The sequence below is a fragment of the Leisingera sp. F5 genome (genome assembly GCF_001593695.1).
Map to the genome: position 1 here is coordinate 46,369 of NZ_LUKH01000026.1, position 24,547 is coordinate 70,915.

Annotated in this window: 31 protein-coding genes and 1 pseudogene; 27 read left to right on the top strand and 5 right to left on the bottom strand. The window is 57.8% G+C overall.

Annotation, left to right across the window (positions count from 1 at the left end; all coding sequences use genetic code 11):
* Window positions 1-6: 6 nt before the first annotated feature.
* A complete protein-coding gene (gene hmpA, locus A2I95_RS17355) occupies window positions 7-1,197 on the bottom strand; it encodes an NO-inducible flavohemoprotein (protein WP_291731481.1) in 1,191 nt (396 codons plus the stop codon).
* 145 nt (window positions 1,198-1,342) lie between these two features.
* Between hmpA and A2I95_RS17360 the strand changes: the two genes are divergently transcribed.
* The 5 genes from A2I95_RS17360 (at window position 1,343) to A2I95_RS17380 (ending at window position 8,080) form a co-directional block, all read left to right on the top strand.
* Window positions 1,343-1,780, top strand: a complete 438-nt coding sequence (locus A2I95_RS17360; RefSeq protein WP_291731484.1) for an Rrf2 family transcriptional regulator — start codon at window positions 1,343-1,345, stop codon at window positions 1,778-1,780.
* A gap of 388 nt (window positions 1,781-2,168) precedes the next feature.
* Entirely contained in the window at window positions 2,169-3,281 is a 1,113-nt protein-coding gene (locus tag A2I95_RS17365; RefSeq protein WP_291731487.1) for an HPP family protein, read from the top strand.
* A gap of 662 nt (window positions 3,282-3,943) precedes the next feature.
* On the top strand, window positions 3,944-6,145 hold the full coding sequence (locus tag A2I95_RS17370; protein ID WP_291731489.1) for a cation-translocating P-type ATPase: 2,202 nt from the start codon (window positions 3,944-3,946) through the stop codon (window positions 6,143-6,145).
* A gap of 56 nt (window positions 6,146-6,201) precedes the next feature.
* Window positions 6,202-6,723, top strand: a complete 522-nt coding sequence (locus A2I95_RS17375; RefSeq protein WP_244940707.1) for a TRAP transporter small permease subunit — start codon at window positions 6,202-6,204, stop codon at window positions 6,721-6,723.
* The gene (locus tag A2I95_RS17380) at window positions 6,713-8,080 is read left to right on the top strand and encodes a TRAP transporter large permease subunit (protein ID WP_141889222.1); all 1,368 of its coding nucleotides are present in this window, start codon (window positions 6,713-6,715) and stop codon (window positions 8,078-8,080) included. Before A2I95_RS17375 ends, A2I95_RS17380 begins: the two co-directional genes overlap by 11 nt.
* Before the next feature lie 116 nt (window positions 8,081-8,196).
* Here the strand turns inward: A2I95_RS17380 and lspA are convergent, their stop codons facing one another.
* Complete coding sequence (gene lspA, locus A2I95_RS17385) at window positions 8,197-8,685, bottom strand: signal peptidase II (protein ID WP_141889221.1); 489 nt, start codon at window positions 8,683-8,685, stop codon at window positions 8,197-8,199.
* A gap of 5 nt (window positions 8,686-8,690) precedes the next feature.
* On the bottom strand, window positions 8,691-9,152 hold the full coding sequence (locus A2I95_RS17390) for a DUF411 domain-containing protein (protein WP_141889220.1): 462 nt from the start codon (window positions 9,150-9,152) through the stop codon (window positions 8,691-8,693).
* 236 nt (window positions 9,153-9,388) lie between these two features.
* Here A2I95_RS17390 and A2I95_RS17395 point away from each other — a divergent pair, with 236 nt between their 5' ends.
* From A2I95_RS17395 to A2I95_RS17490, 20 genes are all read left to right on the top strand, one after another.
* Entirely contained in the window at window positions 9,389-9,817 is a 429-nt protein-coding gene (locus A2I95_RS17395; protein ID WP_141889219.1) for a helix-turn-helix domain-containing protein, read from the top strand.
* 194 nt (window positions 9,818-10,011) lie between these two features.
* Window positions 10,012-10,851, top strand: a complete 840-nt coding sequence (locus tag A2I95_RS17400) for a cation diffusion facilitator family transporter (RefSeq protein ID WP_276509269.1) — start codon at window positions 10,012-10,014, stop codon at window positions 10,849-10,851.
* A 231-nt stretch (window positions 10,852-11,082) separates the two neighbouring features.
* Window positions 11,083-11,517: a cytochrome c gene (locus A2I95_RS17405; RefSeq protein ID WP_167510217.1), complete on the top strand. Its 435-nt coding sequence runs from the start codon at window positions 11,083-11,085 to the stop codon at window positions 11,515-11,517.
* Window positions 11,518-11,643: 126 nt separating this feature from the next.
* Window positions 11,644-12,243: a DUF6647 family protein gene (locus A2I95_RS17410; protein ID WP_141889216.1), complete on the top strand. Its 600-nt coding sequence runs from the start codon at window positions 11,644-11,646 to the stop codon at window positions 12,241-12,243.
* A 705-nt stretch (window positions 12,244-12,948) separates the two neighbouring features.
* Complete coding sequence (locus tag A2I95_RS17415) at window positions 12,949-14,394, top strand: multicopper oxidase family protein (protein WP_141889214.1); 1,446 nt, start codon at window positions 12,949-12,951, stop codon at window positions 14,392-14,394.
* A gap of 10 nt (window positions 14,395-14,404) precedes the next feature.
* Window positions 14,405-15,388, top strand: a complete 984-nt coding sequence (locus tag A2I95_RS17420; protein ID WP_244940706.1) for a hypothetical protein — start codon at window positions 14,405-14,407, stop codon at window positions 15,386-15,388.
* A gap of 2 nt (window positions 15,389-15,390) precedes the next feature.
* Window positions 15,391-15,876 carry a DUF411 domain-containing protein gene (locus tag A2I95_RS17425; RefSeq protein ID WP_141889213.1) on the top strand — a complete coding sequence of 162 codons (486 nt, stop codon included), beginning with the start codon at window positions 15,391-15,393 and terminating at the stop codon, window positions 15,874-15,876.
* Window positions 15,869-16,012 carry a hypothetical protein gene (locus tag A2I95_RS17430; protein WP_167510216.1) on the top strand — a complete coding sequence of 48 codons (144 nt, stop codon included), beginning with the start codon at window positions 15,869-15,871 and terminating at the stop codon, window positions 16,010-16,012. Before A2I95_RS17425 ends, A2I95_RS17430 begins: the two co-directional genes overlap by 8 nt.
* Window positions 16,009-16,185 (top strand): hypothetical protein, encoded by a 177-nt coding sequence (locus tag A2I95_RS17435; RefSeq protein WP_167510213.1) that lies wholly within the window; start codon window positions 16,009-16,011, stop codon window positions 16,183-16,185. Before A2I95_RS17430 ends, A2I95_RS17435 begins: the two co-directional genes overlap by 4 nt.
* 2 nt (window positions 16,186-16,187) lie before the next feature.
* On the top strand, window positions 16,188-16,658 hold the full coding sequence (locus A2I95_RS17440; RefSeq protein WP_141889212.1) for a c-type cytochrome: 471 nt from the start codon (window positions 16,188-16,190) through the stop codon (window positions 16,656-16,658).
* A complete protein-coding gene (locus A2I95_RS17445) occupies window positions 16,655-17,227 on the top strand; it encodes a DsbE family thiol:disulfide interchange protein (protein WP_244940705.1) in 573 nt (190 codons plus the stop codon). The genes A2I95_RS17440 and A2I95_RS17445 overlap by 4 nt, the downstream gene beginning before the upstream one ends.
* Window positions 17,224-17,745, top strand: coding sequence for a TlpA disulfide reductase family protein (locus A2I95_RS17450; protein ID WP_141889211.1), 522 nt, complete (start codon window positions 17,224-17,226; stop codon window positions 17,743-17,745). The genes A2I95_RS17445 and A2I95_RS17450 overlap by 4 nt, the downstream gene beginning before the upstream one ends.
* 3 nt (window positions 17,746-17,748) lie before the next feature.
* A complete protein-coding gene (locus tag A2I95_RS17455) occupies window positions 17,749-18,048 on the top strand; it encodes a hypothetical protein (RefSeq protein WP_141889210.1) in 300 nt (99 codons plus the stop codon).
* Window positions 18,049-18,050: 2 nt separating this feature from the next.
* Window positions 18,051-18,305: a hypothetical protein gene (locus tag A2I95_RS17460; protein WP_291731514.1), complete on the top strand. Its 255-nt coding sequence runs from the start codon at window positions 18,051-18,053 to the stop codon at window positions 18,303-18,305.
* A gap of 60 nt (window positions 18,306-18,365) precedes the next feature.
* Window positions 18,366-19,124: a DsbA family protein gene (locus tag A2I95_RS17465; protein ID WP_141889208.1), complete on the top strand. Its 759-nt coding sequence runs from the start codon at window positions 18,366-18,368 to the stop codon at window positions 19,122-19,124.
* A 94-nt stretch (window positions 19,125-19,218) separates the two neighbouring features.
* Window positions 19,219-19,770, top strand: a complete 552-nt coding sequence (locus A2I95_RS17470; protein WP_291731517.1) for an SCO family protein — start codon at window positions 19,219-19,221, stop codon at window positions 19,768-19,770.
* Window positions 19,767-20,207: a copper chaperone PCu(A)C gene (locus A2I95_RS17475; RefSeq protein ID WP_141889206.1), complete on the top strand. Its 441-nt coding sequence runs from the start codon at window positions 19,767-19,769 to the stop codon at window positions 20,205-20,207. Before A2I95_RS17470 ends, A2I95_RS17475 begins: the two co-directional genes overlap by 4 nt.
* Entirely contained in the window at window positions 20,204-20,809 is a 606-nt protein-coding gene (locus tag A2I95_RS17480; RefSeq protein WP_141889205.1) for a cytochrome-c oxidase, read from the top strand. Before A2I95_RS17475 ends, A2I95_RS17480 begins: the two co-directional genes overlap by 4 nt.
* Window positions 20,810-20,824: 15 nt before the next feature.
* Window positions 20,825-21,553, top strand: coding sequence for a cytochrome c biogenesis protein CcdA (locus A2I95_RS17485; RefSeq protein WP_291731521.1), 729 nt, complete (start codon window positions 20,825-20,827; stop codon window positions 21,551-21,553).
* Window positions 21,554-21,705: 152 nt separating this feature from the next.
* A complete protein-coding gene (locus A2I95_RS17490) occupies window positions 21,706-21,990 on the top strand; it encodes a hypothetical protein (RefSeq protein WP_291731524.1) in 285 nt (94 codons plus the stop codon).
* Between the two features lie 218 nt (window positions 21,991-22,208).
* Here A2I95_RS17490 and A2I95_RS42570 read toward each other — a convergent pair whose 3' ends face one another.
* A complete protein-coding gene (locus A2I95_RS42570; RefSeq protein ID WP_367151842.1) occupies window positions 22,209-22,319 on the bottom strand; it encodes a hypothetical protein in 111 nt (36 codons plus the stop codon).
* On the opposite strand from A2I95_RS42570, the gene A2I95_RS17495 reads away from it, so the two are divergent.
* Window positions 22,267-22,929 (top strand): L,D-transpeptidase, encoded by a 663-nt coding sequence (locus A2I95_RS17495; protein ID WP_367151844.1) that lies wholly within the window; start codon window positions 22,267-22,269, stop codon window positions 22,927-22,929. The two genes, A2I95_RS42570 and A2I95_RS17495, sit on opposite strands and share 53 nt — an antisense overlap.
* A 22-nt stretch (window positions 22,930-22,951) precedes the next feature.
* On the opposite strand, the gene A2I95_RS17500 is transcribed toward A2I95_RS17495, so the two are convergent.
* Complete coding sequence (locus A2I95_RS17500; protein WP_245596825.1) at window positions 22,952-23,191, bottom strand: hypothetical protein; 240 nt, start codon at window positions 23,189-23,191, stop codon at window positions 22,952-22,954.
* Between the two features lie 229 nt (window positions 23,192-23,420).
* On the opposite strand from A2I95_RS17500, the pseudogene A2I95_RS17505 reads away from it, so the two are divergent.
* A pseudogene (locus A2I95_RS17505) lies at window positions 23,421-24,547 on the top strand (cation-transporting P-type ATPase); the annotation flags it as partial.

The following is a 24,547-nucleotide window of genomic DNA, read 5'->3' on the forward strand; positions in this document are numbered from 1 at the left end:
TTGCTGCTAAGCGGCGTCCAGTTCCTGTGCTGGCCCGAAAAATTCGTAGAAGATACGGTTCTCGTCAACGCCAGCCGCCCTCAGGCCGTTCACAGCCATCGCCATGAATCCCTTTGGACCGCATATGTAGTATTCAGCCTGATCTGTATTGGTGTTCCGGGCCAGCCACTCCGGAGTGATGCGGCCTTCCACATCGAAGTTTGCTTCTGCCCGGTCTTCGGAACTGGGATCCTCAAAAAATGTGACGCACCGGCGGGACAGGGATCGCGCGATATCAGGCATGACGTGATACCTGCTGTTTTGTGTGGCATGCAGGTAGGTCGCAGAGCGATCGTTTGCGGCCAGAACCTCAAGCATGGAAATCATCGGCGTCAGCCCGACACCGGCCGACAGCAGGATAACATCAGCCTCCTGGCCGCTTTTCAGGAAAAACTCTCCAGCCGGTGCAGCAACATTAACCATGGTGCCTTCGACTGCCTGCTCATGCAGCCAGGTGCTGGCCTGGCCGCCTTTCTGGTGCTTGACCGTGATCCGGTAGAACTCATTCGATGGTCCCGAGGAAATCGAATAATTGCGGCGCAGCTTGCCTGCTCCAGGCACCTCAAGATCGAAAGACAGATATTGCCCCGGCTTGTGCTTCAGCACGGGCTTACCGTCGACGGGTTTCAGGATGAATGACATCACGTCAGCACTCTCCCGGATCCGTCTGCCGATCCGGAATTCCCGCCAGCCGCGCCAGCCGCCCTCGGCCGCGGCGGTGTCCTGGTAAAGCTGTTCTTCACGGCCAATCAGGATATTGGCCAGGAACCAATAGGCTTCGCCCCAGGCGCGGATCACCTCCTCGGTCGCCGCCTCTTTAAGAACTGCCTTGATCGCGGCCAACAGGGCGCTGGCGACATGATCATAATGGCGGGGTTCGATTTGCAGGCCCACATGCTTGTTTGCAATACGCTCCACCGCTGCGGCCATCACCGGGAGGTTTTCGATGTTCTGGGCATAGGCCAGAATCGCGTTGGTCAATGCTGCGTGCTGCGGGGAGTCGCCGTTCTGATGCGACTGGTTGAACAGTGCGCGGATTTCCGGATCGGCCAGCAACCTGTCGTACATCTCTGCTACAATCTCGCGCCCATGCTGCGCCAGCGCCGGAACAGTCGCCTTTACGGTGTCGATGGTGGTTTGGCTGAGTGGCTGTGCCATTGCACGCTCCTGATTTGTCGGGTGGCAAGCCTGCGGCCTGCGTAGTGAGTTTCACCGCCTGAAACATTCAGACTGGTTGCATGTATGATTGCGAGATTGAAAGATGCAACCCAAATGAATATTAAAAGCGTGATCGGAGCCCCGCATGAAGCTGAACCTGACAACAGATTACGCGTTGAGAATTCTTATTTTTCTGGCGTCCAAACCCGAAGAGCTGCACTCGATTGAGACATTGAGCCGCATCTACCGTCTGCCGCACAGCTCTTTGATGAAGATCGTCAGCGAACTGGTCCGGCAAGGCTACGTCATGAGCGTTCGCGGCCGCTACGGCGGCATCAAGCTCGGACAGGCCGCCAGCGAAATCAATGTGGGGCAAGTCGTACGGGTCATGGAAGAAAGCTTCGAAGTTGCCAATTGCGGAGAGTGTTTGATCCAGCCCCAATGCGGGCTCCGAGGGGTCTTTGCCGAAGCGGTCAGTGCGTTCCTGAGCATCCTCGACCGCAGCACCGTTGCCGATCTGATCAGAAACAAAGCAGATCTGGTTCCGCTGCTGACTTTGTCAGAGGCGGCAGATAATCCGTGAGCCGGCCTGATTAAAGGCTGCGGCCAGAGTCCTGGCATGCGCTAATCGCAGTTGTGCCTGCTTGAGGCACCTGCAATGACTTTTCGACGCATTGCAGGGAGCAGGCTGAAATTTGCGATGGCGTCCCAGTCAGGCCTTCCAACTGCAAGACACCCGGACTTTGGGCAAGTGAACAAGGACGAATCGCGGCTCACTATGTCTTCTTTTCGCCTCGGGTTCCGGATAACCGCGGTTGCCAGCGATGGCGTCAGTGATGCTGCTATTCTGGAAGAACATTTTTGCGTCGCACCGTGTGCCACCGCAGAGTTTCCGGGCCGTGGAACGTTTTCAAAGTGACTGTTTTCTGTGCAGCTTGCCGACTGTGATTCATTTCCAGGCAGGCGGAGCCATGCAACTGAAGTCAAATTTCTTGCGCCATCTCTCTCCGGCACTGCCGCCAGCACAGATGCGGGAAACCCTGCGCGCAGCGGCAGGCGCGGCGGCCGGGATTGGTGTTTGCGCGTTGTTCGCGCTTGTCTGGCCGGAAATCGCAGGGATTCCAATGCGTCTGCTTGCCCCCTTGGGTGCCTCGGCAGTTTTGATCTACGCGGTCCCGAATTCTCCGCTGGCGCAGCCCTGGTCGGCAATCTGCGGCAATATTGTTTCCGCCGTGGCGGCGGTTGCAGTCTTGCAAACCGTGCCCATGCCCTGGGGACCGGCATTGGCTGTGGCAGCCGCGATCTTTGCAATGATGATCGCGCGGGCCCTGCATCCTCCGGGCGGGGCAATTGCCTTGCTGGCGGCACTGGACCCGGTGCCGGTCCTTGATGCAGGCTTTGCCTTTGCGGTCGTGCCTGTTGGCCTTTTGACGGCCGCATTAGTCCTGACGGGTGTTCTGTTTAACCGGATCACAGGCCGTAAGTACCCGTTCCGCCAATCCGTAGAGACGCCTGTGCAGCCGCAAGAGATCCGCTTGGGTCTCAGCAATGACGAACTGGAGGAGTTGCTGGAGCGCTTCCATCAATCCGCCAACATCGGCGCGGCAGATCTGGGGCGGCTGCTTGCCGCCGCGGAGGAGGAAGCCGCGCAGCACCGGTTTGATGGTGTAACCTGCGGCAGCATCATGACGCAGAACCTGATCACTGTGACGCCCGATGTGCCAGTAGCGCAGATTGCGCAGTTGTTCCGCCGCCATTCCGTCAAGAGCCTTCCCGTTGTGGACGCCAGCGAAAACTTCGTGGGGCTCATCCTGCAAAGTGATCTGATCGATGCGCTGGTACGGGGCGGCGGCCGAATGTTCCGCCCGATGCGCCAAGGCAAACTGAGGGCGAAGCATGTGATGCAGCCGCCCGCCGGCAGCGTTCCGCATGACCTTCCGGTCGGCACTCTCCTGAACCGGCTTTCGCAGCATGGGGTGCAAACCGTGCCGGTAACGAAGGATGGCCGCCTGGCAGGCATTCTCACGCGCACTGACATTATCGGTCTGCTTCTGCGAGGCGCGCAAAACCGATTGGCCACGTAAGTTAGAAGCCGGATTGGGGACATCTGGGGTCGCCCAGGCTGGCCGTCAGGTGTAGGACAGTTTTTCCGCTCAGCTTCGGTTAGTGCTGGGAGCAGCTAAAGGGGTCTGCTCCGGTAAGGGGCAGGATAGTACGTTTAGCAAACCGGACCTTCATACAAAGAGCGGCAAAATCACCCAGTGAGCCCAATCCGGAAGTGACAAATTCTTGCTGCGAGTGCATGCAGAGCGCTTACCTGCTGCACCGCCGGATGGTACTCGCTGCTTGGCAGAATGAAATGCGGCCGTTCAGACAACACGCAGCGATGTTTCGACGGGCATAACGGGGTTTCGGATAAGACTCCGATGCGCCGCTGTCACGTCAATCTCGGTTCTTGCGCATGCGCACACTTTAAGACCGGCATTCTTATCTAAACACATGCAGCAGATTAGTAGCGGCATCACCAACAAGCTAATTGATCAATAAATGTGTTGAACCTCTAGTAGCTATAGAGGTTAGTCTGCGCAAAATTGATCGAATAATGAGGCGAATCATGCCTGTTGAGAAGTGTATCAGTGGATCGGAATGCAGCCAAAACCAGACGCAAAGTAGTAGTGCGTGTGGTAGTTCTTGTGGCGAAGCGATAGCGACGCCTAGCGCGTCCGAAGCAGGGCGAAGCTTTCGCGTGACAGGTCTTGATTGCGCAGAAGAAGTTGCGATCCTGAGTCGTGTCGTCGGTCCCGGAGTTGGAGGCGCAGAACATCTGGCCTTTGATGTTTTGAATGGCAGGATGATTTTGCGCGAGAGTGTGCAACTGGTGTCGGATGAGACAGTCATTCGACTTGTTGGCTCTACCGGCATGAGCGCCAAGCCCTGGGACGCTAAGACAGCCGAGGCAGATCAGGCATCGCATTTCAGACAGCAACGATTGTTCACAGGTCTGAGCGGTTGTTTCTGGGCCGCCGGGCTTACATATCACGTGATCGAAACAGGGGCGGGAGGTGCAATCAGTTTGTTCTCCGGCCATGGCGACACACAGATGCCAGTGATCGAAGTTTCCGCATTCCTTATAGCGATCATTTTGGGGGTTTGGTTGGTTGCGCCAAAAGCATGGTCTTCGTTGCGACGGTTTTCTCCAGACATGAACCTTCTCATGATCATTGCTGTTGCTGGCGCAATTGCTATCGGAGAGTTTTTCGAGGCCGCGACAGTCGCATTCTTCTTCGCGCTTTCCCTGACCTTGGAAAGTTGGAGCGTCGGAAGAGCGCGTAACGCAGTTTCCGCCTTGCTTAATCTCGCACCGCCCACAGCCAGAGTGATCCGGGAGGATGGTCGTGAGAATGACATAGCTGCGGCAGATGTGTCCGTCGGAGATAAGTTTGTCGTGCGGGGCGGTGACCGCATCGCCCTGGACGGCGAAGTTATTGATGGCCGTGGCGAGGTTGATCAAGCGCCCATTACAGGCGAAAGCGCACTTGTGCCGAAAGAAACCGGCGACGAGGTTTATGCAGGTACAATCAATGGCGATGGAACTCTCATCGTCCGCGCCACGAAGCTTTCTTCAGATACTGTCCTATCTAAGATCATCCGCATGGTCGGAGATGCCCATTCGCGGCGCGCGGAGGTGGAGCAGTGGGTGACAAAATTTGCCCGCATCTACACCCCGGTTGTTATGATTTTGGCGTTTCTGATCGCTGTGATTCCGCCTCTTCTTACAGGCGGTGCTTGGAACTACTGGTTTTATAACGCGCTTGTGTTGCTGGTCATTGCCTGCCCTTGCGCACTTGTGATCTCGACACCGGTTTCAATAGTCGCAGCACTCGCATCCTCTGCTCGACACGGCGTACTCATTAAAGGTGGAGCCTATGTTGAAGCCCCGTCGCAAATGACCGCTTTGGCTATGGATAAAACAGGGACCATTACAGAAGGCGAACCTGAAGTCACAAACCTCCGGCCACTAGGCAAAACCACGCAAGCAGAACTGTTGCAGGCAGCGGTCGCATTGGAAGCCCGTTCCTCGCATCCACTTGCACGAGCCATTTTGGAGCGTGCAGCGTCCGACGGGATTGATTCCGTCGCAGCGGAAAATACGAAAACTGTCCCCGGTCGTGGGGTCGAAGGAGAGTGGCAGGGACAGGAAATCTGGTTGGGTTCCGACAGATTTTCTGCGGAGAAAGGGCTTCAAGAAACCATTCCCCGTGACTTGCTGCATCAGATTCAATCGGCAGGTAACACAATGGTCGTGGTGGGCACGTCTGATCGGTTGCTTGGCGTTATCGAATTGAGGGATAAGATCCGTGCGAATGCAAAGGGCATTGTTGCCCGGCTGCATGCCCAAGGTGTAACAAAGATCATCATGCTGACCGGTGACAATGAGCGCACCGCCCGTGCTGTCGCAGCTGAAGTTGGAATTGATGAGGTCCGCGCAGAACTTCTGCCCGAAGACAAAGTTACCGCAATCGAGGAACTGACAGCCAATCATGACGTGGTTGCGATGATCGGTGACGGCGTCAACGATGCTCCGGCAATGGCTCGGGCGCACTTTGCAATTGCAATGGGCGCGGTTGGTTCGGACGCCGCCATTGAGACGGCGGACATTGCGTTGATGACTGACGACATCGGAAAAGTTCCCTGGCTTGTTACCCATTCGCACAGAACGATGGGAATTATCCGCCAGAACATCGGCTTGTCGCTCGCGACCAAGGCGTTTTTTGTCGTGCTGACTGCCTTTGGCATGGCCTCTATGTGGGGAGCGATTGCGGCAGATGTGGGCGTATCTCTTTTGGTGGTCACCAATGCACTACGACTATTGAAAGCCCGAAAGGATGGGGAATTGGAACTGCATGGCGACCGCAAGGCAGGCGCCCGTAGTGCTGCCGCAGCATAGACCAGTAGACATTGAGCAACGGCGCATAGAACGTCCGGGGAAAAAAGGAAAACGACTTGGGATTGTTGAGTTGGCTTGACCGTTGCATTCGGGTTGTCGGTGTTATTGCGTCATGGACGACTGTAATTCTGATAGCCGCCTACAGCGCCCTTCAGATGCTAGATCGTAAGCTTCAATTGGGTATTTCAGGCTATTTGCCGGACCTTTCCACTTCTTTGTTGTTCATCCTGATATTCATGACCTTCGGCTATACCTACCTGCGCAATGGTCACGTCCGGGTAGACGTCTTCCGACGCCATTGGTCGGCGCGCAGAATTGCGTGGATTGAGTTAGTTGGATGCCTCTTTGTGATTTTGCCGCTTGGCGTGATCCTGACCTACTATGGTTGGGACGGGCTGATGCGCACGACGAAGTTCGCCGAAACGCAGGTCTGGGCTCGGCGTGCTGCAGGGTTCGTTGGTCCGATACTACTTGCGCTGGCCGGATTAATCGTTGCCGCTCGCAACATTGCGTTTCTCGCGGGCAGACGTCCACACGGTGCGCCCGAGACTGCCAAGGGCTTGCACGATGGCGAGTGAAATTCTGACCATCGCGATGCTGCTGGCCATGGCTATTGGCGTTTTCAGCGGGTTCCCGGTGGCGCTAATTCTGGCCGGAACAGGCTTCCTGGGATTTGCGGCAGCGGCATGGTCGGGGATGACAGATTTCCAACATCTGGGCCTGATCTATTTCCGGGTCAGGGGTGTGCTAACAAATGAAGGCGTTCAGTTTACCAGTGTTCCGCTCTTGATTTTTCTCGGGCTGATCCTGAACGCCAGCGGTATTGCCGAAACCATGTTTCGCTTGTTGGGGCGGGTCTTGTCTGGTGTCCCTGGACGATATGCGATCGCAACACTCCTGATTGGCCTCGTTCTTGCTCCGGCGGCCGGGGTGATCGGTGCGTCGGTTGTTACCGTGGCCCTGGTTGCTTATGCACCTATGTTGGCGTCTGGGTACGCGCCTCGGACCGCGGGAGCGGCTGTGGCAGCCTCCGGTACGCTCGGTGTGATTTTTCCACCTGCAGTGCTGCTCTTTTTTGTGGCGAACCTGTTCCAGTTGCGGATCGGTTTGATGTATATGGCCTTGATTGTACCGGTTTTCCTGATGGTGATAGCGTTTTCTCTGTTTTTTGCGGTGACACTCTGGAAAAAAGTGGAAACGCCGGTAGCAGCTGCGAATGGAAAGCTTTGGGGCGATGTCGCCTCCGTCATTGCTGCTGTTATCGTGATTGCATCAATCCCGTTAAGCATCATTACAGGCCTAGCCACTCTTTCTGAAGCCGCAGCAGTTGGAGTGTTCGGCGCGCTTGTAGTCGCGCTGTTCCGCCGACGGTTGTCTTTCTCAATGTTCAATTCGGTGACGGTTCAGACCAGCACGATGACGTCAATGGTGTTCTTCATCGTCGTTGGTGCAACGGTATTCTCACTCAGCTTCAATTTGGTCGGCGGACCCGACGTGATTTTCAATTGGATATCAGGCTTCGATCTCACCCGGTGGGAAATGCTCGCGATTTTGCTGGGCGTCGTCATTGTTCTTGGATTTGTCTTTGACTGGATCGAAGTTCTGCTGGTCTTTGTGCCGATACTGATGCCGATTTTCGCACAGCTCGATTTTACCGACCATGTGGGCTCCGCCTATTTTGCAAAGATGTGGTTGGCGGGCTTGATTGCACTGTCGTTGCAAACCTCGTTCCTGACACCACCATTTGGTTATGCGCTTTTCTTTGCGAAGATGGCCGCACCGAAAGGTGTAAATCTTGCTGACATCTACCGTGGGGCCGTTCCCTTGGTCGTCATGGAAGTCCTTCTGATTGCGACTTTGATCTGGTTTCCTGAACTCATCACATGGCTCCCTGAAAAGGCACTGAGCGCAGCTGATACTCCACTTTTTGATTGAGCTGACCTAGCTTTAACCGCGCTGATCCCCGGCAGCAGCAAAGCTTCCTGGCTCGGCAAGCCTCTAAAAAGCTTGGTGTCTGAACAATCTGATCCGGGTATTTTCAATGGTAACCGCTACGCCGGATTGCGAATCTGGTGGAAGATCAACAGGGATACACCGCACACAACCGCTACATCGGCCAGATTGAAAGACGGCCAGTGGTAGTTTCCGACATAAAAGTCTAAGAAATCCGTAACACCACCGTGTCGGATACGATCTGCGATGTTGCCCAATGCGCCCCCTAAAATGAGGCCGCAGCCAACAACTTCAACCTTGTGGTGTGACCTCAGCATTATACTCGCAATCCACAAAGAAATCAGCACAGCGAGAACGGTCAAAAACCACCACGGAGTACCGCTGAGTAGCCCGAAGGTGACGCCTTCGTTGCGTGTGAACACCAAGTTGAAGCCGGGCACTACCGGCATAGCGGCAGACAGGCGGTGCGCGTTTTCTAGCACTGCTTCCTTGGATGCCTGATCTGCCACCAACGCGACGATGACTGCCAAGCATCCCTGGAGGGGCTTGTTGGAAAACAACAAGGACAATTTCAGTCTTCCGACCATTGGGATCAACTCGCGGGGTATGAGTTATAGACTTCCAAGCTTCCGTCCTTGCCGATAAGCATGACGTCATATGCTTCACGACGACTTCCAAAATCCATGCCGGGTGATCCCAAAGGCATTTTTGGCACGGCAAGACCCACCGCGTCAGGGCGTTCTTCAAGCAAGCGGCGAATATCAGCCGCCGGTACGTGGCCTTCAATGATATAGCCGTCGACTTGTGCCGTGTGGCACGAAACCATTCTTTGAGGCACGCCGTTGTCGAGCTTGAACCGTACCAAAAGCCCACCGAACATATCCTCGCTTGTGGTAGCAAAGCCGCTTTCCCGCAGATGCTCGATCCATGCAAGGCAACATCCACAACCCCTGGTTTTTATCACATGAATTGAAGAGGCGCTGGCTATGCTCGCGGACGCGATCAGCGCGCAGATCAATGGTAGCAGCAATGATGTGCTTTTTCTGGGTGGCATGGGTAAGTTCCGTCCCGTTCGCGACCATGGGTTTTCTGTCAGGGCGTTGCAATTGTGGGTTGACAGTGGTGCTTGATTCTATTGGCCCAAAGTGACCTCTACATGCTCTAGTAGGTATAGGTTCAAGCACAATCGTCGCAAAGAAGGCTGCGAAAATATTTTTCCAGAGCAAGCCGCGATGGCTTGTCGCTTGAAGACTTCATTTCTATAGTTGCTGAAGGTTTAGGGGGCATTGGATGCTATCAATTGGAGCTCTTGCGCATCGTACCGGAACAAATGTACAAACAATCCGCTACTACGAACAGATTGGGATCATGCCCGAGCCCGGGCGTAGCAGCGGTGGCCAGAGGCGCTATGGAAACGAAGCGGTTGACCGCCTGTCATTTGTCAGGCACGCACGCCAGCTTGGATTTCCGTTGGATGCAATACGGGAGCTGCTAGAGCTTTCCGACCAACCGCATCACACCTGCTCGAATGTTGACCACATTGCACGGAGGCAACTGAAACATGTGGAATCCCGCATAAGCCGTTTGAAGTCCCTACGTAGCGAGCTTCGACGCATGATTGCAGAGTGCAGTGGCGATAGCGTCGCTGAGTGCCGCATTCTTGAGGTTCTGAGAGATCACTCCGAATGTCTGACAGATCATGGGAATGAGAAGGTCTAGCAGAGTGTCAGAATCCAGAAGAAAATGCGCCCATCATGAAAAATCTTACTTGAAGCTATAGCCACTATAGGAACTACACTCCCGTCGTAGAGCGTCCGAGACCCATCGGAACAAAGCGTGCGGAGTGAGGCACTATTCCTGACGATGTAACACAAAAGAATGATGGACGTCGCCTCGCTGACACCGCGGCTTGGATACGGGCGTTGCTTTCGGTTGTGCAGATCGTCGGAGGTTTCGTTTCTGGAAGTACGGCCCTGGTCGCCAATGCACTGAATGGTCTCGCTGAGATGACGTCTCATCTGATTGTACTGGCCGGGCGCAGGCTTGCGCGCCACCCGCCGACGAAGGAGATATCTTTCAGCTATGGGCGAATTGAGACAGTCGCCGCCCTGGTCAGCTGCTCAGTGATACCTGTCATCGGACTGTACTTGGTCTACGTCAGTCTGGTTCGGATGGCTGAACCCGCTCCGATCAACGGACGCATCGTCGTGGTCGTTGCAGTTATCGTGCTGCTGACTAACGCGATTGTAGACTGGCTAACCAGGATGGCTGGTAAAGGCAGCGCCACAACCCACTCGTTTTCTTCCAGCGAACTGAGTTCTGCGCTTTCAACAGCTGCAGTCGTAAGTGGGGGGGCGTTGCTGATGCTATATGACATTCGGTGGGTTGACCCTTTCGTTGCCGCTATCATCGCTTCAAGGGCCGTATGGACCTCAGTTAGTGAGGTTGCTAGAACGCTCCGCTCTCCGACGTTGGAAGCTCGACCAAAAGTCGATGCAGAGGAAATAATTCGACAGATTAAGTCGGTTGACGAAGTAGAAAGTGTTCACCATGCGCATTTCTGGCTGCTGGACCCGCAAAGCGTAGCTCTCGATGCGCACATAGTCGTATCAACGACATGCTGGCAAAATGCGGAGGCGGTTCGAGATCGGATCGAAGCAATGCTCATTCGCAAGTTTGGTATCGTGCATTCGACTCTCGAACTGGAAACTCCAAACAGAGAATTAGACGAGTGCCATGCTTACGGAATGTAACGATGACGGAATTGTACAATGAATGAGCAAAATGGCCGGGATTGCAGAACAGAGATCACTGATTTTAAGCCATAATCTGAAATTAGGAGAAACGGCATGTTAGGAAGATTAACCAGCAAAAGGTGCCTGTTCGCTCTGGTGCTGTTTGTGGTTCCACAAACGCTTGGAGCTCAACAAGGGGGGTCCTGTTGCAACGACAGGTGGGGCTCTGATTGGATGGGATCAGGGCACATGCACGATCGGGAAAACTGGGGCTGGAACGAAATGCGCCCAGGACAACGCCAACGTATGCAGCGGCATTGGACCTACATGAATGAGGGTGTTCCTTCGGCCTACCAAGGCACTCGAAGCACCGTAAAGGCCACACAAGATACGATTGAGACAGGGGCCGAGCTTTACATGGATAACTGTGCGAGCTGCCATGGCGCAAAAGGATTCGGCGACGGTGCGGCGGGCCGCAGCCTTGTGCCGTCTCCAGCACTACTGAATCGCTTTGTGCAGATGCCGATGGCTGGAGACGAGTACTTGCTTTGGGCAATTTCCGAAGGAGGAAACCAGTTTGGAACGGACATGCCAGCATTCAAAGACGTACTGAGCGAAGATGAGATTTGGATGATTGTGGCTTACATGCGTGCAGGTTTTCCCACGGTCGATGTACAGAAGTAGTTCGTCGCGGTCCCATTTGCGTCGGCGTCAGTCACCCTTTGTTGGCGATCTCGGCTATGGGGTTCAGGGAAACCACAGTCCTTACGTGCGGAGCCGAATACACCAAATGCCCAAGGGAGAGAACTAATGCACCTGTGCCGTTCACTCACCGCTCTGTTTGTCTTGCAAATGTTCCTCTTTTGTGTGCCATCACCAGCTTACAGCCAGTCCACTGAACAAAGAGAATTTGAGGTCCCAGGAACGGGTTATGTGATCCAGTTCAAAGACTATCGGGAGGACCAAGAAAGGCCGCCCCCGCAGCTCGTTGATGCCTTGATCTGCTGGGTCAAATGCGTCACCGAATTGCCGGAACCCGGTAGAGCACCCAACTTTCGCTTCATTCAGCAAGCGGCAATGCCTAATCTGGCAATTGGTGATCAACCGGGTCTTAAACAAAATCCCGGACCCAATATGCTCGACATCGAAGCGCTCTATGATCGCAAGAACGGGACAATTGTACTTCCCGAAACATGGCGTCCATCTCCGCAGAGCTTGTCAAGCTTGGTGCATGAATTGGTTCATCACCTTCAGGCAGAATCCAACCTCACGTATGCTTGCCCTGCCGCTGCGGAGGCCTTGGCATATGATGCCCAAAAGAGGTGGTTGGAGCTATTCGGTACCACGCTCGAGGAGAGCTTTGAAATCGACCGACTTACGCTATATGTACTGACGAATTGCGGGTTTTGATCCGCTCGCACCTACAAAGCCGTCTCCGACTTCTCCGGTGTTGTATCTTGCTATGACGGCCAGGTCCTACGACCACGCCCCCGTAAAAATGGGGGATTACCCGAGTAGCGCAGAAGAACATTCCGCAAGAGCCTTTTCAGACGCGGATTACCGCTGTCGACTTTGCCGCACGCCAGTGTGAATCGACATTACCTTCAAATTGTCATATCCGGATAATATGCAGAAGTTTGCGCATATCCTTGCCATCATGTTTCTCGCCCTGTTTGCGGCGGGCAGCGTCGTGCATGCGGTCAGCGCGAATTCAATGGCACTGGATATGGCTGTGGCAGCGGGGGACACAGATGTCATGCCCGATTGCCAAGGATGCGAGGCTGACGAAGCAGGCACCAGCAACGCCGGCTCTTGTGACCTCGACTGCACAACGCCAGGCATTGCGATGCTTGATACCGCTCCCGGGCCGCTATTTGCAGTGTTTGCTGCGCGCGAAAATCGCCTGCCCGGTATGAGCCTGCCGTCGGGGCGGCGCGGGGCGCCGGACCCATTTCCTCCAAGATCTCTCATCTGAGGTGACGTAGCGATCGCGCTTTGGCGTGATCGCAGACGCGCACCGTTCATGCCGGTCCCTATTTCGGGGCGCCGGAGCCGCATCATGGTCAAGCCAAGCAGGCTTGGCCGTTCCAGACGGTGATCAGATGAGATTGAAACATGAAACCTCTCCCCCACTCCGCGCTGTCGCGCCGGTCTTTCCTTGCCGCGAGTGCTGCTGCGGGTGCCGCTCTCCCCTTCCGGGGCGCCCTGGCTGACAACCCCAACTCTTTCGTGTTGCGCGCCGCCCAGGATCGCGCGCGCCTTGTTCCCGAGTCGTGGGGCGAGACCGATATCTGGTGCTATGGCGGCACTGTTCCCGGCCCGGAAATCCGCATCCGGCAAGGGGAACGCCTGCGTATCGAGGTCGAGAACGCACTGAATGAAGAAACCACCGTTCATTGGCACGGGGTACGTGTTCCCAATGCCATGGACGGCGTTCCGCATCTGACGCAACAGCCGATAGCCCCGGGCGGGCGGTTTACCTATGAATTCGATGCGATGGATGCTGGAACCTTCTGGTACCACCCGCATCAGCGCAGTTTCGAGCAGGTGGGCCGGGGCCTTTACGGAGCCCTGATCATAGAGGAGGCGGAGCCGCCAAGGGTCGACCGCGACCTGGTATGGGTTCTGGACGACTGGCGGCTGACCGAAGAAGCCGAGATCGCCGGCGGCTTCGGCGGTTTCCACGACAAGAGCCATGCCGGGAGGCTCGGCAATACCGTCACCATCAACGGCCGGGTTCCTGATCAGGTGGCCGTGCGCGGTGGCGAACGTATCCGCCTGCGCCTGATCAACGCGGCCAATGCCCGGATTTTCGCGCTGGATTTCGGCGCGCTCACGCCGCAGGTGATCGCGCTCGACGGCCAGCCGGTCGCGCCGCATGCACCTGGCGGCCGCGGATGGGTTCTGATCGGCCCGGCGATGCGGGTGGATCTGATCCTCGACATGACCGGCGCGCCGGGTGAGCGGGTCACGGTTTCCGACCGGTTCCATACCGGGAACAACTTTCAACTGGTCGATCTGACCTATGCGGATGAACCACTCCGCGACGCTTCACCGGATTGGCCGGTGCAGCTTTCACCCAATCCGCTCCCCGAACCTGACCTGAACAGCGCCCGCCGCCACGAAGTGACCTTCACCGGCGGAATGATGGGCGGGATGGCGATGCGTGAGATGGGGATTACCAGCGAAGGCCGCATGATGGGCAACGACATGATGGGGATGATGCATGGCGAGGACATCTGGTTCGTGAACGGCACCGCCGCCAGGGGCCACATCCTCGACCCGTTGCTGGTGCTGGAGCGGAACCGGAGCCACGTCGTCGCGATGACCAACGCCACCGCGTTCCATCATCCGATCCACCTGCACGGACATTCCTTTCGGCTGCTGAGCCGGAACGGGCAGCCCACCACGCACCGCGAATGGCAGGACACGGTTCTGATGGCCCCACGCGAGCAGGTCGAGATCGCCTTCGTCGCCGACAATCCCGGCGACTGGATGTTCCACTGCCACATCCTTGAACACCAGGCGGGCGGGATGATGGGGGTGATCCGTGTTGCATAAGGAGACGGGAATGGAACGATCTGGCGCCTTCAAAAATCCCTCGGGCGCGACTGACGGCGGAAACCCGGGGCACACCCACCGGCGGATGTTCCTCGCCATGACAGGCAGCACTTTCATTGCTGCGTTTCTTCCAGGGCGCAGTGCGCAGGCCACTGGTTATGCGGCTTCGGCGGTCATTTTCAGCGGCCAATCGGTGATCGTGGCAGGGGACGGCGTCCGATCCGTTGATGTTTCAACGGGCACAGCTGCCGATCTGACGGCAACCGAGCGACCAATTCGAGCGCTTGCCAATCACCCCGACCGCCCGGACCGGCTCTTTGCTGCACCGGCGGGTGGAGGCGTCGAACGGTCGAATGACGGCGGGCGCTCATGGCACTCTGCAGTCAATGGGCTGCCGGATGCGCAGGTCACTGCACTCGCCGTCGCGGCGGCAGCGCCCGACACGGTCTACGCTGCTGTTTCGGGCGATGGACTGTGGCGCAGCGAAGACGCAGGCAGGACCTGGAGCTTCGTCATGGACCGTCCGTGGATCGAGGAGGCCGAACGGGACGTGCTGGCGCTCACCTCCGTCAATCTCGCCTCAGGCATGGGCGGCATATGGCTCTATGCGGGAACCGAAAAGGGTGTAACCCGTGTGCCGGACTGTTTCTGCCGCTGGCAGGATGTGGTGGCGGGCGATGCGATGGATGCACTTGCCGCCGGGACCGCACCGCCACAGGAGGCACCCCTGCCCGAGGGCGAGCCGGTTCTGGCACTTGTCTCGGCTTATCCCGCGCCGGATCGGCTTTACGCGGCCCTGCCTTCCGGACTCTGGGCCTCCACAGATGGCGGCGTGATCTGGGAACGCAAGTCGAACCTGCAGGCGCGGGCTCTTGCCATCGATCCCGCTGACCCTGGCCATATCGCCGCTGCGACCGATACCGCACTGAAGCAAAGCCGCGACGGGGGAGCCAATTGGGCGCTCCTTGCGGCACTTGGAGAACAGGATAGCTGACTATGAAAAAGATACTTGCATTGACCTTGGGTGTAGCTGGCGCCGGTGTTGCCACCGCCGCCTACCTCTTCGCTGATCGCGGCACCCCGTCACCCTTTATTGCTTCCGCTGCCGCACAGGGCGCGGAGCCTGTCACAATCTGGCGCGCGCCCGGCTGCGGCTGTTGCGATGCCTACGCCGAATACCTTCGGAACAACGGCTTCGAAGTCGAGGTGATTGATGACCGGGATTTCGAAGAGCGCTCCGTCGAAGCTGGGGTCCCCGATCGCGGTATCGGCTGCCACATCGCAATGATCGGCGGTTATGCCGTAAGCGGGCTGGTGCCTTCCGAGATCATCGAGCGCCTTCTGGAAGAACGCCCGGATGTTACCGGCATCACCTTGCCAGGCATGCCCGCAAACGCGCCCGGCATGGCGCCGGAGAAGACTGGCACGCTGCGTGTTTACTCCTTCGGGCCGGATGGTGTGGCGGTCTATTCCGATGAGTGAAGCTGCCGCGCTTCTCACTGAAACATTCGGTACGGCGGCGGCGATCTTGGTCATGACGCTCGTGCCACTGGCGGGATTTGCCGCGCTCGTCGCGGGCATCGTGTTCCTTTGCAGATTTTTCAGGAGAGTAAAATGAACGGACAGGTTGGCGGGCCCGGCACGGGCTCCATAGGCGATTGCATGGGCCAAATGATGGGTGGACCGATGATGGGTATGATGCTGGGAAGCGGCTTGATTGTGCTTCTCCTGATCGCGGTTCTGGTGCTCGCCGCGCTTGCGTTCATCAAGTACCTGCGGGCGCCGTCATGAGGATGCGGTTGCTGACAATTGCGGGGGTGGCGATGTCAGTCCTGGCCATCGCGGTTGGAGCGGAGACACTGCGGGCCGAACCGGAACCGGTCGCCTTTCTCGGGCAGATCATCGCGCCAGAGCAGATCGCGCGCGGCGAAGCGCTTTATGCTGAAACCTGCGCGTCTTGCCATGGCGCCGATCTTGAGGGGGCGCCGGACTGGCGCCGCCGCAATGCCGACGGCCGCATGCCGGCGCCACCGCATGACGAGACCGGCCACACCTGGCACCATTCGGACCGGGACCTGTTCAATATTACCCGGCTTGGCGTCGGCGGAGTTGTTCCGGGCTACGAAAGCGACATGCCCGCCTATCGGGACGTTCTGAGCGACGCCGAGATTTTCGCAGTTCTCGCCTTTATCAAGAGCACCTGGCCCGAACGTCAGCGCGCGGCCCAGGCCCGGATCACCGAGACCGAGGGGGATGGGTCATGAGTTCAGATACGAGCCGCCGGACACGGCGCTATTCCCAGATAATGCTGCTGCCGCTGGTTATGTTTGCCGGGCTTGGCGCGTTTTTCTTTTGGGGGCTCTTTAACAATGACGACCGTCTGCCCTCGGCCCTCATCGGGCAGCCGGTGCCGAAATTCACGCTGCCGCCAATCGAAGGCCGGGAGGACGGGCTCTCTTCGGCCGACCTGACGGGGCACGTTTCCCTTGTCAATGTCTGGGCGTCCTGGTGCGTGCCCTGCCGGGCCGAAAACCCGCTGATGGTGGAGCTCGCCGACACAGGCGAAGTGCCAATCTATGGCATCAACTACAAGGACGCCGCCGACGAGGCACAGGCATTTCTGGACGAGCTGGGCAATCCGTTCACCCGCATCGGCGCAGATCGAGATGGGCGCGTGGCGATCGACTGGGGCGTATACGGCGTGCCCGAAACCTATGTGATCGATGCCGAGGGCCGGATCGCGCACAAGCATGTCGGACCGTTTAACCGGCAAATCCTGGATACAGAAATCCTGCCGCTGGTGCGCAGGTTGCAAGAGGAGGGCGCGCAATGAGACGGCGGCATTTTCTGACGGGCGCGATGGCGCTGGCGGCCGGGCCTGCCTTCGCACGGCCATTGATACAACTCCATGATAAACCGCGTCCGATGCTATCGCCGCCTTTCGTGGATGGCGAGGGGCGCGACCTGACGCTCGATGATTTCCACGGCAAGGTCGTGCTGTTGAATATCTGGGCGACCTGGTGCTTGCCCTGCCGCGAGGAGATGCCAACGCTTGACGCGCTCCAGGCGCGCCTTGGCGGTGGTGATTTCCACGTTCTGCCATTGTCCATAGACCGCGCTGGAATGCCGGTGATCCGTCAGTTCTATGAAGACATCGGGATCGGGCATCTGGGAATGTACCTGGCCGAGGATATCCGCGCGATGATGGCATTTGCCGCCTACGGTCTGCCGACGACAATCCTGATCGACCGCGAGGGGCGTGAGCTTGGCCGACTGGTTGGCCCTGCCGAATGGGACAGCCCGGACGCGGTCGCACAATTTCAAACTATCATCGCGACAGGGGGAAACTGACCAATGACCGAAACACCCGACCTGGCAAACCCGACCCGGCCTGCAGGCTTTCGCTTGCCGCTTGGCCGCCGGGGGCTGGTGATCGCGGCTATGGCTATCATCGGCGCCGGAACGGCTCTGAACTGGGGCTGGCTGACCGCGATCGGGGCGGCCCCCCTGATCCTCAGCCTCGCCCCCTGCGCCGTGATGTGCGCCACCGGATACTGCGTCATGTGCAAAAGCAAGGGCTGTGATGCCCAAAAGACGCCGACAAGTGAACCGGTGGATACGAAGGACGGAATTTCAACCAGGGAAAGGAACTGAAGATGAAAACCGCAACCAAACTAGGTCTTTCGGCCGCATTCGCAATGGCCCTGACTTCCCCTGTTGCATTTGCCCAAGGCGACGAGACGCCGGGGCAAATGATGCAGGGCAATGGCATGATGATGGGCGAAGGCAATATGTCCGGCATGATGGGCATGATGCAGCAGATGGGACCTATGATGGAGGCTTGCACCGAGATGATGCAGGCCATGACGGACCACATGGGGCAGCACGATCACTCTACCGACGAGGGGTGAGGGAACTGGACCGGGGGGTTCCCATCCCCCGGTCCAGCAACAGATGCGAAAGGAATTGGCATGACTGAGATTGGAGCGCGCGTTCTTGGCGCCACAGTGGCCTTGTTGATCGGCATGGGCCCGGTCGTCGCGCAGCAATCGACACCGTTCAGCGACGTGCAGCAGGACGCGATCCGGGCTCTGATCCTGGACACTATCAGAGAAAACCCCGAGGTCATCATCGACTCGATCATGGCCTACCAGGGCCAGGTTGCGGCCGAGACTGAGAACAAGCGGCGCGCGGCGATTGCGGATCTTCGAAATGATCTGCAGTCCGATCAGAACGCCGGAAGCCTCGGCAACCCCGATGGCGGCACCGTCATTGTCGAGTTCTTTGACTACAACTGCCCGTATTGCCGGCGGGCTGCGCCGGAGGTGAATGCCCTTATTGACGAGGATCCCGATTTGCGGGTTGTCATGCGAGAGTTTCCGATCCTCGGGTCGGATTCCGAGACCGCTGCCCGTGCGTCTCTCGCAGCGCGGGCTCAGGGAAAATACGCTGAGTTTCATGATGCTCTGATGGCACAACCTCGGGCCAACGCAGCCACGATCCGCCGTACCGCAAATGAGGTAGGATTAGATTTCGAACGGCTTCAAGCCGATATGCACGCGCCCGAAGTCGATGAACATATCGCCCGGTCGCGCGAACTTGCGCAGCAGCTCGGAATTTCCGGCACGCCGACCTTCATTATCGGCGGCAACATTGTGCCCGGGCTTGCGAAACAAGACCAGCTCGCAGCCATGATCGCCGAAGCGCGGGACCTATCTGGAGGACCTTAAGATGCAGAGAACGAGCCTTTACAAGGTCCGGCTAGCCATCTGGGGCTTTGCTGCCGTGGCTGTGCTCACCTTCGCAGGAGCTTTTTTCTGGCGAATGTTACATCCGCCTGAACTGCCCGCCCCTGTTGTCACTGGTGAGGCTGCGATCCGCAATGCCTATTCCCTGACCGACCACACCGGGCAGGCCGTGACAGCGGAAAGCTATGCCGGGCGCTGGCAGCTTGTCTTCTTCGGCTTCACCTACTGCCCCGACATCTGCCCGACGACGCTGGCTTATCTGGCTAGTGTTATGGACACTCTCGGTCCGCAGGCCGAGCGCGTGGTGCCGATCTTCATTACTGTCGATCCAGCGCGAGACACGGCAGAGGTGATGGCTGAATATGTCTCCGCCTTCCATCCGCGAATGGTCGGACTGACCGGCACCGAAGCACAGGTGGCCGAGGCGGTCGGCAATTTTCGCGTCTGGTATGAGCGGTCCGAAGACGAGGCCGCGCCCGACGGCTATCTCATGGCCCATCCCGGCCACATCTACCTGATGCGCCCCGATGGACGTTTCGAGGATGTATTCATTGAGAGCGGCCAGTCGGCCGGAGACCTGGCGGAACACATCTCAAGCCTGATTGAAAACGAGGAGCGATCTGGATGAAACATTTCTTAGGTGCGGCATTCATTGCCGCTCTGCCAACGTTGTCCATAGCTGAGGTGACAGTCACCTCTCCCTGGGCGCGCGCAACGATCATCGCGAACCGTCCCGGCGCCGGCTACCTGAGCCTGACCAGCGATACGGGCGACCGCCTGCTGTCGGTGTCGAGCCCGGTTGCGGGCATGGTGATGATCCACGCGGTCGAAACAGACGGAAACGGTGTCTCTCGCATGGTGCATCTCGACGCGCTCGACCTGCCCGAGGGCGAAATCGTGACGCTTGCGCCCGGTGACATGCATCTGATGCTGATGCAGCTCACACAGAAGCTCGAAGAGGGCACGAGCTTTCCGCTGACCCTGACTTTCGAAACCGCGGGTGAGATCGCGGTCGAGGTGAGGGTTCTGGGCATTGTCGCCACCGGTCCGGAGAGCGCGGAATGAAACGCATGGTTGTTGCCCTCGCGCTGCTAGCTGGGACCGCCATGGAGGCCTCCGCCCATCACCCCGGCGAGAGGATCGACGAGGTGATGGCCGAGCGGGAGCCGGCATTCGAACCGACCGACCTGAGCCGGACGCCGCAATTGGCGCTGACAGATGCCGGCGGCGCGGCTGTCCAGATACACGATATGAAAGACAAGATCGTGGTACTCAGCTTCATCCCAAGGACCTGTGGCGCCCCCTGTGCGGCGCAGCAGGCCCTCCTGAGAGAAGTTCAGGAGTCGGTGAATGTCACGCCAATGCGCGAGATGGTTGTCTTTCTGACTGCTGGCACCGTACCTGATCCGGGCTGGGACGACGCGAACTGGAGCCGTGTCGCCGTGGAAAACGGAACGGCACCCGCCGCCGCCTCATTCTCTGCCCTGTCTGAGCGTGAAAGCGAGGCGCCTATGGTCCACATCATCGCACGGGGCGGGCGTCATGCGGGCATTTTCCATGGAGTGGAGTTCGGCCGGGTCAACCTTGTTCTCTATATCAATGAGTTGACCCGCGCGCCCTTGCCAGAGCCGGGACTTCTGGATCGTGTTCTTGGAATTTTCAACTGAAATTGGAGATAGCGCATGGCTGATCTTTCACTTCTGGGGATGATCGCGGCCCTTCTGGCCGGAGCGATCTCCTTCGTATCGCCCTGTGTCCTGCCATTGGTGCCGGGCTATGTCTCCTATATTGCAGGGCGAACGACCGCAGGCGATGTAGAGGTCGGCCGGGCTCAGACCCTTTGGCTCAGCCTCTGCTTCGTGCTCGGGTTCTCAACGATTTTCATGGCACTCGGGGCTTCGGCAACGGCCCTGGGTCAGGCACTGTTACGGTGGCGGTATGAACTCAACCTCATCGGCGGCGGCATCGTGATCCTGTTCGGGTTGTTCATGATCGGCGCGGCGCGGATCGGCGCCATGGAGCGGGATCTTCGGTTCCATATTGACATCCCCGGCGGCAGGCCGACCGCGTCCTATGTTCTGGGTCTCGCGTTCGGCTTCGGCTGGACTCCTTGCATCGGCCCTATTCTCGGCGCGATCCTCACTGCCAGCGCGGCGAGCGCAACGGTTGGGCAAGGTGTCACCCTGCTGGCAGTTTATTCGGCCGGCCTCGGCGTGCCGTTCCTGATTGTTGCCGGGTTCACCGATCGGCTTGTTGGCCGTTTGCGAGGTGCCAGACGGTTCGGGCGCCGCCTGCATCAGGCCGCCGGTGCGGTGATGGTTGTGATGGGACTGGCGATGATGACCGGGCAGCTCACCGCGCTGTCCTACTGGCTGCTCGGTGTCTTTCCGGTCCTCGGGCGGATCGGGTAACTGCCAAATGCTTGTCAAACGCTGATAATTGATCCGGGGATCAAACCTGTCTGTTCCACCGCCACGAGTACAAGACCGGCATCACAGGTGCATTCTATTTGCACGAGCCGACAGTCAGCCAACCAGTCAATCCTCGCGGTTGGATCCAGCGCATGAACGTTCCGGGCGAGTTGGCCGTAGTCCGTCTCGCCCGTATAGAATGGGACATCAATGATCAGCTTTCGGTTCATTGCCAAACACAATGCGGTGTTCCGGCGCTGGAGGGTCAAGACTTATCCGGTACGGCACAAGAGCTGCGCCACGTCCATAACGAAGATCTGCGTGTCAATCGGCATGATACCGGGACGCGGCATAAGCATTCAAAAATGGCTCTGAATCAATTTTTGTACATCTTCGACGTCTCTCAGATCAGAGCACTTGAACAAGCCGTGCCCTGAGCAGGCCGATGTTCGCCCTGCCATCGAAGCCGTCGCGTGGCGCGATGGGCCATTGTCCACCATTCAATTTCGCTGTCATAGACCGCCCCGTGTTGAATTGAACAAATTTTCCCTACCTACGGTGTTCTTGCAAGTTTGGGACAGTAAGCGAAAATTTTCCGGTCCAGAAATCTATGCGCGACCTCAGAAACCCCTTGACCCTTTAGTAGCTGTAGCTCTTATCGGAGTGGGGTCATTCGACGTAAGCAAACGGCACAGGAGAAATTCTCAGATATGATTACGAGACGCCATTTTGTCGCAAGTTCGTCAGCACTGTTCTCTACCGCAATTGCAGGAACGGTGGATGCAGGATCTTGGCCGACCGCTACTCAGAAAGCAAATTGGGACGCTCAAATCACACCGCCAAACTATGATCCGGCAACGTCTAATCCATGGGGGCTGCATCAACGTTTTCTTCCGACCCGGGTCGTTGCAAACGACGGGTTGGTGCCGGGGGACATCCATGTCGATGCCATTGCGCGATATCTTTACCACATTGAAGAAGGCGGAACCGCCATGCGCTATGGTGTGGCCATAGCCCGTGGCAATTTGTACGAACCTGGCACTTACACCATCCGGCGAAAAGTTGAGTGGCCGCATTGGACGCCTACTCAATCCATGATCGAACGCGACCCGGAGGCCTATTCCCAGTATGCAGATGGGCAGGAACCAGGCCCGAAGAACGCGTTAGGTTCCCGCGCTCTCTATTTGTATGTCGGAAACCGCGATACCTACCTGCGTATTCATGGAACGCCATGGCCGCGTTCGATCGGTGGCAGGGCAAGTTCAGGATGCGTCCGAATGGTGATGGCGCATATCAACGATCTCTACCCAAACGTGGAGCCTGGTTCGACGGCCTTTCTATACGAGGCCGAAGACGGCATCACAGCGCAGAGTTGAGGCGGAGGTCTCTTGATCTGTACTATGCCGCCGGTTTCGAACAGATCGGGTTTCCCGCCGTTGTTCTAAGCGGCAGCAACGTGGTTTCAACTGGCCCGCTATGCTCATACCAGTAGCAGCCGTCTTCAGGCAGAAGCCGTGCAGACGCAAGATTTTGTCCCGGAGCCGCGAGATCAACGACGGCGTCAGGCACGTTTCCGACCCGCGTTGCGGCGTTGCCGGAGACACTAGTAGAGGAAGAACATCCTGCCAGAATTAGCATTGTGGCCACGATTGCCGCATTTCGTTTCTGCATCTAAACCTCTGCCGTTTGCTTTTTTGTTTCCCGTCGGCAATCTGGCATACGGTATGTTTCGCCACAAGCCAGAGGTCGGACCCTCGCATTTACGGCGCATTTGAGCGTCTAGCGAAAAAACGCGTTTGACCACTTGAAGCTCTAGGTGCTGTAGGAATTAGGTTCGAAGGATCTCGTCGAATCTGAAGGTCCGCCTATGCCGCTCGAAACCCGCCGTAACGATGACAATAGCACCTGCACGCAGGATCATGAATCTGCCTGCTGCGGCGGTGCTTCAACCTGCGGGGACATTGGTCCGGCAGGCCCGCCCCCTGCTAACGGGCGCAGTTTCCAGGTCTCCGGACTCGATTGCGCCGAAGAGGTGGCAATTCTGAACCGGGCCGTGGGTCCGAGTGTGGGCGGAACCGAGCACCTGGCGTTTGACGTGATCAACGGACGCATGACGATCCTTGATACCGCAATAGCACTATCCGACTTCGAGGTCACCAAGTTGGTCGCTAGTACCGGGATGAGTGCGAAGCCCTGGGACGTCAAGAACGCAGCGAAGGATCAGGCAGCGCATCTGGCACGTCAATGGCGCTTCACCGCGTTGAGTGGCGGATTTTGGGCAGCAGGTTTCCTCTACCACATCGTCGAGACCGGTATGAGCGGGGCTATAGGGCTGTTCGCTGGTCATGGGGAGGGACCGATGCCGATGGCCGAAGCCGGACTCTTCGCGGTTGCGATTCTCTTTGGCGTCTGGCTCGTCGCTCCCAAGGCGTGGTCCTCAGCACGGCGGTTCTCGCCCGACATGAACCTCCTGATGGTCGTCGCCGTGGCCGGCGCCATCGGCCTTGGCGAATTCTTCGAGGCCGCGACGGTCGCCTTTTTCTTCTCGCTTTCGCTTTATCTCGAAAACTGGAGTGTCGGCCGGGCGAGGAACGCAGTTTCGGCGCTGCTGGACCTCGCGCCCCCCACGGCAAAGGTGCTTTATGACGATGGATCGGAAGCGGAGGTTCCAGCGTCCGCGGTAGCTGTAAATGCAAAATTCATTGTGCGCGGCGGCGACCGCATTCCGCTTGACGGTGAAGTCGTAGGGGGAGCGGGTGCTGTTGATCAGGCCCCCATTACCGGTGAAAGCGCCCTGGTGCCAAAGGAACCGGGCGACGAAGTCTATGCCGGCACCATCAACGGTGAAGGCACTCTTACTGTGCGGGCAACGAAGAAGGCATCGGACACAGTGCTTTCGAAAATCATACGCATGGTTGGCGACGCGCATTCCCGCCGCGCTCCTGTGGAACAGTGGGTGGCGAAGTTTGCGAGGATTTACACGCCGGTAGTCAT

Coding starts and splice junctions, on each gene's coding strand:
- A2I95_RS17470 (WP_291731517.1), top strand. CDS start 19,219: ATGTTACATCCGCCTGAACTGCCCGCCCCTGTTGTCACTGGTGAGGCT.
- A2I95_RS17455 (WP_141889210.1), top strand. CDS start 17,749: ATGACCGAAACACCCGACCTGGCAAACCCGACCCGGCCTGCAGGCTTT.
- A2I95_RS17485 (WP_291731521.1), top strand. CDS start 20,825: ATGGCTGATCTTTCACTTCTGGGGATGATCGCGGCCCTTCTGGCCGGA.
- A2I95_RS17465 (WP_141889208.1), top strand. CDS start 18,366: ATGACTGAGATTGGAGCGCGCGTTCTTGGCGCCACAGTGGCCTTGTTG.
- A2I95_RS17405 (WP_167510217.1), top strand. CDS start 11,083: ATGCACGATCGGGAAAACTGGGGCTGGAACGAAATGCGCCCAGGACAA.
- A2I95_RS17460 (WP_291731514.1), top strand. CDS start 18,051: ATGAAAACCGCAACCAAACTAGGTCTTTCGGCCGCATTCGCAATGGCC.
- A2I95_RS17420 (WP_244940706.1), top strand. CDS start 14,405: ATGGAACGATCTGGCGCCTTCAAAAATCCCTCGGGCGCGACTGACGGC.
- A2I95_RS17450 (WP_141889211.1), top strand. CDS start 17,224: ATGAGACGGCGGCATTTTCTGACGGGCGCGATGGCGCTGGCGGCCGGG.
- A2I95_RS17435 (WP_167510213.1), top strand. CDS start 16,009: ATGAACGGACAGGTTGGCGGGCCCGGCACGGGCTCCATAGGCGATTGC.
- A2I95_RS17490 (WP_291731524.1), top strand. CDS start 21,706: ATGAACGTTCCGGGCGAGTTGGCCGTAGTCCGTCTCGCCCGTATAGAA.
- A2I95_RS17480 (WP_141889205.1), top strand. CDS start 20,204: ATGAAACGCATGGTTGTTGCCCTCGCGCTGCTAGCTGGGACCGCCATG.
- A2I95_RS17380 (WP_141889222.1), top strand. CDS start 6,713: ATGGCGAGTGAAATTCTGACCATCGCGATGCTGCTGGCCATGGCTATT.
- A2I95_RS17360 (WP_291731484.1), top strand. CDS start 1,343: ATGAAGCTGAACCTGACAACAGATTACGCGTTGAGAATTCTTATTTTT.
- A2I95_RS17415 (WP_141889214.1), top strand. CDS start 12,949: ATGAAACCTCTCCCCCACTCCGCGCTGTCGCGCCGGTCTTTCCTTGCC.
- A2I95_RS17475 (WP_141889206.1), top strand. CDS start 19,767: ATGAAACATTTCTTAGGTGCGGCATTCATTGCCGCTCTGCCAACGTTG.
- A2I95_RS17430 (WP_167510216.1), top strand. CDS start 15,869: ATGAGTGAAGCTGCCGCGCTTCTCACTGAAACATTCGGTACGGCGGCG.
- A2I95_RS17425 (WP_141889213.1), top strand. CDS start 15,391: ATGAAAAAGATACTTGCATTGACCTTGGGTGTAGCTGGCGCCGGTGTT.
- A2I95_RS17390 (WP_141889220.1), bottom strand. CDS start 9,152: ATGCCACCCAGAAAAAGCACATCATTGCTGCTACCATTGATCTGCGCG.
- hmpA (WP_291731481.1), bottom strand. CDS start 1,197: ATGGCACAGCCACTCAGCCAAACCACCATCGACACCGTAAAGGCGACT.
- A2I95_RS17445 (WP_244940705.1), top strand. CDS start 16,655: ATGAGTTCAGATACGAGCCGCCGGACACGGCGCTATTCCCAGATAATG.
- A2I95_RS17365 (WP_291731487.1), top strand. CDS start 2,169: ATGCAACTGAAGTCAAATTTCTTGCGCCATCTCTCTCCGGCACTGCCG.
- lspA (WP_141889221.1), bottom strand. CDS start 8,685: ATGGTCGGAAGACTGAAATTGTCCTTGTTGTTTTCCAACAAGCCCCTC.
- A2I95_RS17500 (WP_245596825.1), bottom strand. CDS start 23,191: ATGCTAATTCTGGCAGGATGTTCTTCCTCTACTAGTGTCTCCGGCAAC.
- A2I95_RS17395 (WP_141889219.1), top strand. CDS start 9,389: ATGCTATCAATTGGAGCTCTTGCGCATCGTACCGGAACAAATGTACAA.
- A2I95_RS17440 (WP_141889212.1), top strand. CDS start 16,188: ATGCGGTTGCTGACAATTGCGGGGGTGGCGATGTCAGTCCTGGCCATC.
- A2I95_RS17410 (WP_141889216.1), top strand. CDS start 11,644: ATGCACCTGTGCCGTTCACTCACCGCTCTGTTTGTCTTGCAAATGTTC.